Consider the following 13,283-nt stretch of genomic DNA (forward strand, 5'->3'; position numbering starts at 1 on the left):
TAAAAAGATCGAATGGACAGTGTGAACACGAGAGTCAGCTCCTGGTTTGAACGGAATCGACCGGGTGCTCCGCCTCGGCCGTGAATTGGGCGCCGCGCGACAGGCGCTTGGCTTGATACATCGCCGCATCGGCAGCATCGAGCAAGGCCCCGGGCGTAGCGCCATGATCGGGAAAAACCGCAATGCCGATACTGAGCGAGGTCACCACACTGGTGTCGCCCGGCAGCGCGATGGGCATGTCCATGCTGGCGAGGATCTTGTCGGCAATACGCTCGGCATCTTCGACCTTGTGCAGCGGCGTGAGCAGCACGGCGAACTCGTCGCCACCCAGCCGCGCCACCAGATCTTCTTCGCGCAACTGCGCACGAACGCGATTGGCCACCGCCACCAGCACCGCATCACCGGCCGCGTGGCCGAAGTTGTCATTGATGCCTTTGAAGCGGTCGCTGTCGAGAAACAACACGGCAACGCGCTCATCGTGTTTGCTGGCATTGCGCAACGCGCGGATCAAGCGTCCTTCGAAAAACGCTCGGTTTGGCAGACCGGTCAGGCTGTCGTGACTGGCCTGGTGAGCGAGGGTTTCGTTTTCGTTTTGCAGATGGGTTTGCCACGACTCCAGTTCGTCGAGCAAGGCGTTGAAGTCATTGCCGAGGTTGTCCAGCTCAGCGATCTGCGCCGGTGGTACACGGCGGTCCAGCGCTCGTTCGCTGCGTGCGGCGTGGGCCACGGCGGCCAAGCTGCGCAAGGGGCCGGTGATTCCGCGTAACTGGCGCCGCGCCAGGTAGAGCGCGACCCAGGCGCTGATCGCGGTACAGAGGATGATTCCTGCCAGACCGCTGAGCAGAAAACGCATCAGGCTGCCGCCATGACCGGTGAGCAGTACACGACCGATTTCACGGTCCTGATGCTCGATCGGCAGGCTGATGGGTTTTTCCAGGACGGCGCGGGTGATCTGCATTTCCAGTTCAGAGAACAAACCGTTTTCCGGGCGTTGCCAATGCGCGAGCAGTTGTCCCTGGCTGTCCAGTACCTGGGCATCAGCGACCTCTTCGGCAGAAGCAATCAGCGCCAGCGATTCGTTGGCGGCCGTCTTGTCGTTGAACACTACTGCGGCTTCCACGGTGTAGCTGATCGAACGGGCGATCAAATGCAGGTTGTGATCGGCATAAACCCGTAACGCCAGTACGCCGAGCAACGTCAGCGAAACACTGGCCATCGCCACGCCCACCAGTGCGACCGTCAAATGCCCTCGGCCAATGACCGAACCCAGCGTTGGGCGGCTATTCGATCTGAACAGGTTCATGGTGCCGCCGGTTTGCGACGCGACAGCTGCAGCACGCTGGGGTGAATGCGCACGCCGCTGCGGGCAACGGAGTCGAGATTGACCTCGAAGGACACTTGCTCATCGCCAACGCGCAGACAGAACAGGCTACCGACCGTGCATTGATCGCCACCTTCGCTGATACTCAGTACTGGATGACCAATCAGCGAAGCGAACAAGCGAGTGCGTTCATCCGCCGTAAGTTTGCCGATGTACACCGCATCGCATTCGCTGACGATGGCCGGGTTGTCGGCCAGCAGGCGACGTACGGTGACCGGCCGGCCAGTGGCTTGCGTGGTGCCTTTGACCAAGTCGTCGGTGTATTCGGTCGGGCCAACGATGCACAGGCGCAATTGCGCCGGCTCCACCGGCCAGCGCGCGTAGCTGAGAATGCCAAGAACGACCTGAGTGACAGATTTGGCCCGTTGTTCGGCCATGCCCGTCGGCGCTTGCGACTGTGCGACAGCCGCCCCCGTCAACAACCAGAGCAGACCGACAAGCAACGCGTGCTTGCAGACAACTACGCGCCCTGTCGCCCAGACAGACACCTTCATGCAGGGATTCTCTTGGATCGTAGCGAAATGATGCCGCAACGATAGCACAGCAGTGAAACACCAGCGAGACAGTGACCACTGACCGGTTGGTCAGTAATCGCCACCCATCGTCGGGATTCTCACCTCGCGGGCACGCCCCCTTCCTCCAGTTCCAGCATCAGCCCGCTCAGGCGTTTGACCTTTCGCTGCACCGCTTCCTCAAATACCCCCGGCCGGGATTCAATCAGGGTGAACCAATGCTTGGCCCGGGTGATGCCGGTGTAGATCAATTCTTTGGTCAATACCGGGTTCAAGGCGTCGGGCAGGATCAGCGCGGTGTGGGCAAACTCCGAGCCCTGGGACTTGTGCACCGTCATGGCGTAGACGGTTTCGACGTCATTGAGCCGGCTGGGCAATACGAAACGCACGCCGCCCTGGCCATCGTTGCGCGGGAACGCCACGCGTAACACCGGTTTGCCCGCGTCGGGTCCTTCGCGCTCGGGCAGCTTGAGGGCGATCCCGATGTCGCCGTTCATCAAGCCCAGACCGTAATCGTTGCGAGTCATCAGGACTGGCCGACCTTCGTACCATTGCTGATCGCTTTCGATCAGACGGGCCCTCAGCAGCGCGGCGGTGATCCGTTGATTCAGACCTTCAACGCCCCATGGCCCTTTGCGCACTGCACACAACAGCTGAAATGTATCGAACGCCTGCAAGACTTCGCGGGCCCAAATAATCCAGTCCGGATGTTCGAGGGGTCTGCCCGACGGTGGACGCTGATCACGCAGAACACTCAGATAATGGCGGTAACCCTGCGGGCCGTCGCCGTGCCCCTCCAGCAACAGGCGCTCCAGTTTATGATCCTGTTCGTCCTTGAGCGGCAACGAATACACATCGTCATAGTGCCCGGCCGCGAGCAACTGACGCGCTTCATCCGGCAGCTGCTGATTGACCCGACGCGCGAGCTGACCGATCCCGCTGCCCTCGCCGAAACGCCGGGAGTGACGCAGCATGACCACTTGCTGGGCCAGCGGGTGAGCACCCTCGACGTCTTCATGCAAGCCACTGTCCTGCAGCGACTCACCGCTGACCGATTCCAGCCACTGTCGGGTCTGCGGGTTGTACCAGCCACCCTCGGCATCCCGGCACAAATCGCCTAGCACTGCGCCGGCCTCAACAGAAGCCAATTGATCCTTGTCACCGAGCAACACCAGTCGTGCATGGGCTGGCAAGGCATCGAGCAGATTGGCCATCATTTCCAGGTCGATCATCGAAGCTTCGTCGACCACCAGCACATCCAATGGCAGGCGATTGCCTGCATGATGCCGAAAGTGCCGGGTGCCGGGACGACTGCCCAGCAGACGGTGCACGGTGGTGACGTCGCAAGGGATCTTCGCCCGCACCTCTTCGCTGACTTTCAGCGACTGCACTTGTTGGCTGATGGACTCGGTCAGCCGCGCCGCAGCCTTTCCCGTCGGTGCCGCCAGACGAATCCGCAGCGGATGACCGGTGGCGACTGCCGGCGCTTGCAGCAGAGCCAGCAACCGCACCACTGTGGTGGTCTTGCCAGTGCCCGGGCCGCCGGTGACGATGCTGAAGGCGCCACGGGTCGCGATGGCACAGGCGAGTTTCTGCCAGTCGATCACCTCACCGGTTCTCGCTGATCCGAACAACTCATTCAACCGCTGCGGCAGATCCTCCGGAGTCGGCTCGACTTGTTGCAGACGCTCGCGCAACGCCGTGTCGATGCGCCGTTCGTAGGTCCAGTAGCGTCGCAGATACAGGCGTTTGCCCGACAGCACCAGCGGGCGTTGCTCTGCGCTATCACGGGTGTCCGCCGCCAGTGCGACCAGGGAGCTGCTCGCCAGAACCTTGCACCAGTGAGCGCCATCGAGCGCCTCGAGCAATTGCGAAGGCAGCAGCAACACACCACCTTGCACGTCTCCTTCGGGGGGCAGCGACAGCGCGAAGTCAGGAGCTTTCAGGGTTTCATACAGATCGAGACAGACATGACCGTGGCCAAGTTGATGACTGGTCAGGGCGGCAGCGAGCAGCACCAGCGGATCCGTATCGCGCTCGAGTTCGTGAAGGAACGCGACGAATGCTTTGTCCAGCGCACGCAGCCAGCCACGCTCGACCCAACGAGTGAGCAAGATCAACAGATCATCGGCGCTGGTCAGCGGCGAAAGCCTCGACAGGCTGTCGGCTGCCAGCGGCGTGGGGAGCAGATCGGCAAAGGTGCGGCTCATAGCAGGACTCCCTGTTCCCAGGCGGGCTCGGTCTTGGGTTCGGGTTTGCCTTGGAACATTCGGTCGAGACGTTCGATCAGCTCACGTGGCGGCCGGGCGAAATACACCCCGCGACTGTCAGCACGTGTGCCACGCAGGAACAGATACAACGCGCCGCCGACATGCCGGTCGTAATCGTAATCAGGCAGTCGTGCCTTGAGCTGGCGATGCAACGCCAACAGGTACAGCACGTATTGCAGGTCATAACGGTTGTCGAGGATCGACTGCTCCATGGCCTGCTCGGTGTAGGCCAGGTCGTCCACGCCAAGCCAGTTGGATTTGTAGTCGGCCACGTAGTAACGGCCATTGTGTTCGAAGGTCAGGTCGATAAAACCTTTGAACATGCCGTTGAGTTGCACCGGTTCTGCCGCCACACGGGCCACGCCCCTGTGAGTGTGCTGCCGCACCAGTTCGTCGAGTTTGACTACATCGACCTTATGGCTGGCGAACCAGAATTCCATCTCGACCCGATACTGCTTCAGTTGCTCCAGAACAACTGGCGGCTGCCCACCTGCAATCGGCAATGACGACTGCAGTAAATGTTGCAGCCAGTCACTCAGAGTATTGATCCAGCCCTCCCAGCCGCGCAAATTGCAGCGCCGGGCAATCGCATCTTCCAGCGCTTCGCGGGAAACGGCGAAGCCGTCGTCACCGGCCCATTCCAGCAAACCGTGAAGAAACGTTCCCGGATTGGGACCGCGCGGGAAGCGGTGGATATCGGCACCGCCGGCAATGATGTCGCGCGGCGCGTCGGGATCAAGGCGTTCGTCATCAAACAGCTTTTGCGCTTGCGGGCTGTCCGGTGCTTCATCGCTGCCGATACTCAACACATCGCTGATGCGCAGAGCGCTGTAGGAGGCGATCCACCAGTTTTCGCTGGCTTTGCGCTTGGGCAGCAGTGTCGCACTCAGCACGGCATCGTTGCGCGGGGGCTGGTAATGCTCGTCGGTGGGTTGGGGCATTTCATCGATATGGATAGCCGGGCAATCCTGTTGCAGGTCTTGCAGCCAGCGTTTCAGTTCGCTGGACTCGCCAAGCGATGCGCCACCACCAAGCAGATAACCCAGCGCCGATAGGTGCAGCACCGAGCTGTTGTTATTGCCCCGTTTGAGATCCGTCACGCCTAACCAGCAGGCATGTTGTGCGCGAGTCAACGCAACGTATAGCAAGCGCAAGTCTTCGGCCAGACGCTCATCGTCCGCTTGCGCTACCAACTCGGCAGTTGGTTTCAGGCTCACCTGAGCCCTGCCCTCGGCGTCGTGATAATGCAGTGGCAAGCGACTGCCATCCACGGGTTTTGCCGAGCAAATGAACGGCAAGAACACCAATGGATACTCCAGGCCTTTGGACTTGTGGATGGTCACGACCTTGACCAGTTGCTCATCACTTTCCAGACGCAGAATCTGCTCTTCGCCGGCCTGGCCGGACACTGCCAACAATTCGGCCAGATGGCGAATCAGCGCTTGTTCACCGTCCAGTTCCGCAGCCGCTTGCTGCATCAACTCCGACAAGTGCAAAAGGTTGGTCAGTACACGCTCGCCATCGGTGCGTTTCATCAAGGTTTGCGGCAGGTGGAAGTCGTGCAGCAGGCGGCGCAACATCGGCAGCACACCTTGCTTGCGCCATAGCTCGCGATAGCCACGGAACTGCATGACCCGGGTTTCCCAGACCAGTTCGTCCTGGTTCAGACGTTCCAGCTCGGCCAATGGCAGGTTCAGGGTGATACAGGCCAATGCGGCTTTCAGGGAGCGCTCGACATCCGGCTCGGCACAGGCCTTGAGCCAGGACAGCAGATCGTGAGCTTCTTGAGCCGCGAATACCGAATCCTTGTCCGACAGATAAACGCTGCGCACACCTCGGGCGGCGAGTTCAGCGCGTACGGCCTGGGCTTCTTTGCCGTCGCGCACGAGAATCGCAATGTCGGACGGCCTCAGACCTCTGAAGTCTTTGCCGTCCTGAACAAACCCCGCGTCAGCGCTTTGTCCGCCATTGAGCAGCGCGGTGATTTCGCTGGCGCACGCCGCTGCCAATTGCTGGCGATAGACCACGCCGGACAGTGGCTGGTCGCTGGACAAGTGCCAGACATTCAACGCTGCGACTTCCTGCCCGGCAACCTGCAGGCGTTCCTTGCGGCCCTGAGATTCCACGGGCAGGAACGGCACCGGGTTGTCGCCGTTTTTCTCGCGGAACAAAAACGCGCCGCGTCCCTGCTCTCGGGACTCGGCGCGCTCGAATACATGATTGACCGCGTTGACCATGCCATGGCTGGAGCGGAAGTTGGTGCCCAGTGTATGCAGTCGGCCAGTGGTGGCCTGACGCGCGCGCAGGTAGGTGTAGATGTCTGCACCGCGGAAAGCGTAGATCGCCTGCTTCGGGTCACCGATCAGGAACAGGCCGGTCTCGGGACTGTTCTCTTCGATGCGATAGATGCTTTCGAAGATTCGATACTGCACCGGATCGGTATCCTGGAATTCGTCGATCAGTGCGACCGGGAACTGCTCGCGAATCAACGTCGCAAGACGTTCGCCTCCATCGGATTGCAGAGCGGCATCAAGGCGTAACAACATGTCGTCGAAGCCCATCTCGGCGCGACGCCGCTTCTCTTCTTCAAAGCGTGCGCCGACCCATTTGGCAGCATGTTGCAACACAGCGGCATCGGGGGTCGGCAATGCATCGAGGCTCGACTTGAGCTTTGACATGGCATCCAGACCCGGGTGACCTGGAGCCTGGCCTTTCCACGCTTCCGCCATCCCGTCGGGGGTCAGTCGAGTGAAACCAGTACCGATATCCAGTTGCTCCAAGGTCTCGTCTTCGGCCCATGCCTTGAGCTTTTCGAACCACGGCTCAAAGTAACGCGCCTGCATCTTGCGCCCGTCGACGGTTTTGCTCGCGACGCCTTGCTGGCAAATGGCGAGCAATTCGTCTGCCCACAGGCGCCAGGGCATTTTCAGTTCGATCAACGCCACGCGGCGTTCTTGCAGACACTCATCTATAAGCTCCGCAGGCGCCTTGCCCTCGTCGCTGTCACGCTCACTGGCGAACAGCCCGCGCACGCGAGGCAATAACGCCGCCGGCCCCCCCCAATTGCTGCGAACCCAATTCAAGGCATCGCCCTGCATCGGGTAACAGAACAGTCGCCAGTAATCGCGCAGCACTTCGCCGAGCAAGTCGCTGTGATCGGTTTCCAGGGATTGGGTGAACAAGCTGCCGCTGTCGAACGCATGCTCACGCAACATGCGCTGACACCAACTGTGGATGGTTGAGACGGCGGCCTCGTCCATCCACTGCGCGGCGACATCGAGGCGGTTGGCACAACCGGGCCATTGTTGGGTGTCGAATTGGTCACGCAATTCGGCGATCAATGCATCGGGCGCAGCCGTTTCGTCACGAAAGAATCGAGCTGCCTCAGCCAGACGCGTACGTATGCGCTCACGCAGCTCCTTGGTCGCGGCATCGGTGAAGGTCACCACGAGAATCTGTGGTGGCAGCAATTCGCGGCCGAATCCACTCGCCTCGTCACCATGTCCGAGGATAAGCCGCAGATACAAAGCCGAGATGGTAAAGGTTTTACCGGTACCGGCACTGGCCTCGATCAACTGGCTGCCCTGTAGGGGAAAGGCCAGTGCGAGGGGAGTCTTTGTACTCATGCGCGAGTCCCTTCGGTGGACAGCGAACGCCAAGGCGCTTCAAACAGAGGGCGATACAACGCGTCGCACCAACCGGAGAATGTTTCGTCCTCCAGCAATGCATCGAAGTCGGCGTATTGCCGGGACAACGCCGGGCTCTCGCGGCGCTCACCTTCGCTGGTCTGCCCGTCACCTTCATACGCTTTACGTGCCACGGCTTCGGCCTTCAGAGGGTCGGTCTGGGAAAGCCACGCAAAAGCGGTTTTTACCGCGATTGGCAGTGGCTGTCGCATGCCTGCCTGCCAGGCGAGGAGCAAGTCGCCAAGAAAACGTATCGCCCGTGCTGGCTCCATGGGTTCAAGCAGCAAGGTATCGTCGCTGGCGACCAATGCTGTCGTCAGCGAAAGTCCACTGGCGCAGGCCACCAGATGATTGATCCAAGGCTTGGTCAGGCGATGCCATTTGCGGCTTTTGATCGAGCCAATGCTGTTGGGAATGGTCGTGACCGACAACAGGCCACCGTCGGTGCGCTGGTGCAAACCGGCAAGCCAGCCTTCAAGACGCAAACCCTGCAACTCTAGATTGATCGGCATCGCACTGTTCAGAGGGGTCGGCCAGAGTGTCAGCAATTGTTGATAACGCTGCAGCAAATCCGGCAAAGGTTCGATCAGCTCTCGTTGCAGGCACTCGCCGAACCCGGCCATTGGCAGCAGACCGCTGTTCTGCAGACGGCGGGCCTGGGCAGTCAAAGCCTGATCGACATTGTCCGGCTGCCTGAGAGCGGCTTCGAGCAGGCTGTCGCTGAGCGTATAGCGCTGCAATGCGTCCAATACGAAGGGTTCTTCGTCAGCCAGCGGTGCTTCGGCAGCCTCGAAATACACCTTGAGGCGCTGGGTGAAAAAATGCCGAACCGGATTGCGTAAAAAATCCTGCAACAAAGCCAGGCTCAACGGCTCCTCCTGCACATAAGGGGTAAGTAGCTGAGTTTCGTTTTGAGGCTCATGCTGTTGATGCAGAACCTGCCATTCGCTGGCATAGCTGAAGAGTTGATCGCCGTCATGAAAATAGCGCGCACTGAACGGTTGCAGCGGATGCTCTTGCGTCATGGCACTTAACAGATCACCGCTTTCGTCGAGCAATCGCCAACCGCTGGCGAGGTGATCGCGCAACTGGCCGATCAACACGGAAGCCGGTCGTTCACTGTTGTCGCGAATGCTGCGGCCGACCCAACTGATGTACAGCTGATTGCGCGCTGACAAAAGTGCTTCGAGCAAAAGATAGCGGTCATCTTCACGCCGCGAACGATCTCCCGGACGGTAGTCGCTGCCCATGAGATCGAAGTCCAGCGGCGGCTGCGCCCGTGGATAGTCGCCGTCGTTCATTCCCAGCAGGCAGACCAGTTTGAACGGAATGGCACGCATGGGCATCAGCGTACAGAAGTTCACGGCGCCAGCCAGAAACCGCTGAGACAATCGCCCTTGGTCCAGCCCCGCGAGCCAGGCTTCACGAACCACGGTCAGTGGTAGCTCATCCGTCAGACCGACGGCCTCACACGTTTCCAGCCAGGTTTCGCGCAGTTCCTCGAGTTGGGTCAACAAATAATCGTCATGCTCGTTACTAGCCTTGAAGAACAGTTGCATCAGCGCCTGCAAACGGTATCCCCACTCCTTGGGTTGAGCGGGTTGGGTGAGCTGTTGGTGGGCAAGTTCCAGGACATCGAGCAGAGCCACCAACGGCCCGATGAGTGCGGCGTCGAGTCCGCCGATCTCATCGTAGGGTTCAATTCCTTCACACGCATTGGCACTGCCGACGGCGTAACCGAGAAGCATGCGGCGCAGACCAAAATGCCAGCTGTTTTGCTCTAGTTCGTCGGGTAACCCCAGGCCCGCGCGTTGCTCGGCGTTCATGCCCCAGCGCACGCCCGCACCTTCGATCCAGCGGTGCAGTGTTGGCAGGTCGCGCTCTTCCACACCAAAACGCGCGCGAAGTGCGGGAACGTCGAGCAGGTCGAGGATTTCACTGACCGGGAAACGACTGTCGGGAAGCTTGAGCAGGTGTTCGACTGCGATCAGCAGTGGATCGCGGCCGCGCTGCCCCTGATCGGCCAATGTGAAGGGTATGAATCGCGGATCATGGCGATCAAGCTGACCAAATACTGCGCGGATATGCGGTGCGTAGCTATCGACGTCAGGCACCATCACGATCACATCGCGCGGACGCAGATGCGGGTTGGCACTAAAGCGCGCGAGAAGCTGGTCGTGCAGTATTTCAACTTCACGTTGAGCGCTGTGGGCAATGTGAAAACGGATCGACTCGTCCTTTGCCAGATCGACAGCAGGCCAATGTTCACGTGTTTCGTTGAGTGGGCGCAACTCCAGGATATCGTCCTGTAGTTGATTGAGCAGATTGTGTGGTTGAGTTTCGCTGAACAGGTCTATGCGGCCATCGCGAAAAGCCGCCCGATAGCTATTGGGATCGTCATAGCTGTCGAGCAGGTTTATGTAGTCCCGGCCTTGTTTGCCCCACGCAGCCAACAGTGGATGGGCGTGTTGATGCAGCGTTTCAGGGTCCAGCACTGCGGGCATTCCAGTCTTGCGCGATTGCCGTTTGTATTGATGCCGCAGCAGATCTTTGTCGGCGACAATATCGGCCCAGTGGTGCCGGCAGGGGTTGTGTACACACAGCAGGACCTGACTGAAACGCGCAAGCCCGGCCAGCGCCTCAAGCACTTGGGCTGGCAGTGAAGAAATCCCGAAAACGATCACTCGCGATGGCAATCCCGCAGGCGCTTCGGTGAGGTTGTTGATGCGTTCGATAAACCGTTGATGAACGCCGGCACGACTCTGCGCCATACCTTGCTCGCCCACGTCATCCAGCAGCGCACGCCACAGTTCTGCCTGCCAACAACTGGTCGGGGGCAGTGGCTTTACTTCTCCCCTGACGTTGCGCAGTTGATGCCGACCTTCGGCCCAGTCTTCAAGCCAGTCGGCCCGGTACACCTGATATTGGTCGAACAGATCCGCCAGGCGTTCGGACAATTGATAGCGTTTGCGCAGGTCGGCGTCGTGGGTAAGGAAGCGTTGCAATGGCTCGAAATGCGGGCGATCAATGACCTGTGGGAGGAGGCGCATGAGACGCCAGGTCAGCGGGGCCTTATCGAGCAGGGATTTGGGAGGAATTTCATCTCGGCCTAATACCATGCGATAAAGCTGCCACATGAAACTGCCCGGCAGTTGCACATCAATCGCCGCCGCAATGCCGCAACCTCCGAGGTCGTCGTCCTCTGGATCTTCAGCCAAAGCCAATTTGAGCCACTGGGCAATACCGTTGCTCTGCACCAGAGCGATTTCGTTTTCCAGCGGGGCCAGTGGATAGCGCCGCATTATGCTGATCACAAGGCTGCGCAGCTCGTCCAGGCTATTGCTCTGGACCACCATGAATGCAGCGTTGAGGGACTGGGCGTCCGGCATAAGGGTTTCCTTGGAGAAGTACAAAAGCCAGGGCAGAACCTTAGCATTGTCGGCAGGGTATGACAGCCGGACGGCGTCCGTGAATGCTGTAAGAACTTTCCTGCGGGCAAAACAAAACCCCAACTGCTTTCGCAATTGGGGTTTCGGAATTTAATCTTGACGATGACCTACTCTCACATGGGGAAACCCCACACTACCATCGGCGATGCATCGTTTCACTGCTGAGTTCGGGATGGGATCAGGTGGTTCCAACGCTCTATGGTCGTCAAGAAATTCGGGTACTGAGTCGTGGCCTTGTGGCCTCGCTTCAGCAAATTGGGTATGTGACAGCTGGTGTTTTGTGAGTCTTTCGAACTTTCGGTTCGTTTCGTCTTCACACACCGCAATCTGGTCTCTTCGACGCAAATTGCTTGGGTGTTATATGGTCAAGCCTCACGGGCAATTAGTATTGGTTAGCTCAACGCCTCACAGCGCTTACACACCCAACCTATCAACGTCGTAGTCTTCGACGGCCCTTCAGGGAACTCAAGGTTCCAGTGAGATCTCATCTTGAGGCAAGTTTCCCGCTTAGATGCTTTCAGCGGTTATCTTTCCCGAACATAGCTACCCGGCAATGCCACTGGCGTGACAACCGGAACACCAGAGGTTCGTCCACTCCGGTCCTCTCGTACTAGGAGCAGCCCCTCTCAAATCTCAAACGTCCACGGCAGATAGGGACCGAACTGTCTCACGACGTTCTAAACCCAGCTCGCGTACCACTTTAAATGGCGAACAGCCATACCCTTGGGACCGGCTTCAGCCCCAGGATGTGATGAGCCGACATCGAGGTGCCAAACACCGCCGTCGATATGAACTCTTGGGCGGTATCAGCCTGTTATCCCCGGAGTACCTTTTATCCGTTGAGCGATGGCCCTTCCATACAGAACCACCGGATCACTAAGACCTACTTTCGTACCTGCTCGACGTGTCTGTCTCGCAGTCAAGCGCGCTTTTGCCTTTATACTCTACGACCGATTTCCGACCGGTCTGAGCGCACCTTCGTACTCCTCCGTTACTCTTTAGGAGGAGACCGCCCCAGTCAAACTACCCACCATACACTGTCCTCGATCCGGATAACGGACCTGAGTTAGAACCTCAAAGTTGCCAGGGTGGTATTTCAAGGATGGCTCCACGCGAACTGGCGTCCACGCTTCAAAGCCTCCCACCTATCCTACACAAGCAAATTCAAAGTCCAGTGCAAAGCTATAGTAAAGGTTCACGGGGTCTTTCCGTCTAGCCGCGGATACACTGCATCTTCACAGCGATTTCAATTTCACTGAGTCTCGGGTGGAGACAGCGCCGCCATCGTTACGCCATTCGTGCAGGTCGGAACTTACCCGACAAGGAATTTCGCTACCTTAGGACCGTTATAGTTACGGCCGCCGTTTACCGGGGCTTCGATCAAGAGCTTCGCGTTAGCTAACCCCATCAATTAACCTTCCGGCACCGGGCAGGCGTCACACCCTATACGTCCACTTTCGTGTTTGCAGAGTGCTGTGTTTTTAATAAACAGTCGCAGCGGCCTGGTATCTTCGACCGGCATGAGCTTACGGAGCAAGTCCTTCACCCTCACCGGCGCACCTTCTCCCGAAGTTACGGTGCCATTTTGCCTAGTTCCTTCACCCGAGTTCTCTCAAGCGCCTTGGTATTCTCTACCCAACCACCTGTGTCGGTTTGGGGTACGGTTCCTGGTTACCTGAAGCTTAGAAGCTTTTCTTGGAAGCATGGCATCAACCACTTCGTGTTCTAAAAGAACACTCGTCATCAGCTCTCGGCCTTAAGATCCCGGATTTACCTAAGATCTCAGCCTACCACCTTAAACTTGGACAACCAACGCCAAGCTGGCCTAGCCTTCTCCGTCCCTCCATCGCAATAACCAGAAGTACAGGAATATTAACCTGTTTTCCATCGACTACGCTTTTCAGCCTCGCCTTAGGGACCGACTAACCCTGCGTCGATTAACGTTGCGCAGGAAACCTTGGTCTTTCGGCGTGGGTGTTTTTCAC

At 58.8% G+C, this 13,283-nt stretch carries 5 protein-coding genes and 2 rRNA genes (1 of these 7 cut by a window edge); all 7 read right to left on the reverse strand.

Going from position 1 to position 13,283, the window contains the following annotated elements:
* Nucleotides 1–34 precede the first annotated feature (34 nt).
* Nucleotides 35–1,303 (reverse strand): diguanylate cyclase domain-containing protein, encoded by a 1,269-nt coding sequence (locus PMI23_RS01150; protein ID WP_007911621.1) that lies wholly within the window; start codon nucleotides 1,301–1,303, stop codon nucleotides 35–37.
* Nucleotides 1,300–1,875 carry a YfiR family protein gene (locus tag PMI23_RS01155; protein ID WP_007911622.1) on the reverse strand — a complete coding sequence of 192 codons (576 nt, stop codon included), beginning with the start codon at nucleotides 1,873–1,875 and terminating at the stop codon, nucleotides 1,300–1,302. The genes PMI23_RS01150 and PMI23_RS01155 overlap by 4 nt, the downstream gene beginning before the upstream one ends.
* Before the next feature lie 119 nt (nucleotides 1,876–1,994).
* Nucleotides 1,995–4,103 carry an exodeoxyribonuclease V subunit alpha gene (recD, locus tag PMI23_RS01160; RefSeq protein ID WP_007911623.1) on the reverse strand — a complete coding sequence of 703 codons (2,109 nt, stop codon included), beginning with the start codon at nucleotides 4,101–4,103 and terminating at the stop codon, nucleotides 1,995–1,997.
* Nucleotides 4,100–7,789, reverse strand: a complete 3,690-nt coding sequence (recB, locus tag PMI23_RS01165; RefSeq protein WP_007911624.1) for an exodeoxyribonuclease V subunit beta — start codon at nucleotides 7,787–7,789, stop codon at nucleotides 4,100–4,102. The genes recD and recB overlap by 4 nt, the downstream gene beginning before the upstream one ends.
* The gene (gene recC, locus PMI23_RS01170; protein WP_007911629.1) at nucleotides 7,786–11,238 is read right to left on the reverse strand and encodes an exodeoxyribonuclease V subunit gamma; all 3,453 of its coding nucleotides are present in this window, start codon (nucleotides 11,236–11,238) and stop codon (nucleotides 7,786–7,788) included. Before recC ends, recB begins: the two co-directional genes overlap by 4 nt.
* Nucleotides 11,239–11,392: 154 nt before the next feature.
* A 5S ribosomal RNA gene (gene rrf, locus PMI23_RS01175) occupies nucleotides 11,393–11,508 on the reverse strand.
* Nucleotides 11,509–11,659: 151 nt separating this feature from the next.
* Nucleotides 11,660–13,283: ribosomal RNA gene (locus PMI23_RS01180) — 23S ribosomal RNA — on the reverse strand (it continues 1,265 nt past the right edge of the window).

It is taken from the genome of Pseudomonas sp. GM24 (assembly GCF_000282235.1).
In the GTDB taxonomy this organism is placed as follows: domain Bacteria; phylum Pseudomonadota; class Gammaproteobacteria; order Pseudomonadales; family Pseudomonadaceae; genus Aquipseudomonas.

Excerpts from the sequence above, each read along its gene's own strand:
- PMI23_RS01150 (WP_007911621.1), bottom strand. The coding sequence starts at position 1,303 with ATGAACCTGTTCAGATCGAATAGCCGCCCAACGCTGGGTTCGGTCATT.
- PMI23_RS01155 (WP_007911622.1), bottom strand. The coding sequence starts at position 1,875 with ATGAAGGTGTCTGTCTGGGCGACAGGGCGCGTAGTTGTCTGCAAGCAC.
- recD (WP_007911623.1), bottom strand. The coding sequence starts at position 4,103 with ATGAGCCGCACCTTTGCCGATCTGCTCCCCACGCCGCTGGCAGCCGAC.
- recB (WP_007911624.1), bottom strand. The coding sequence starts at position 7,789 with ATGAGTACAAAGACTCCCCTCGCACTGGCCTTTCCCCTACAGGGCAGC.
- recC (WP_007911629.1), bottom strand. The coding sequence starts at position 11,238 with ATGCCGGACGCCCAGTCCCTCAACGCTGCATTCATGGTGGTCCAGAGC.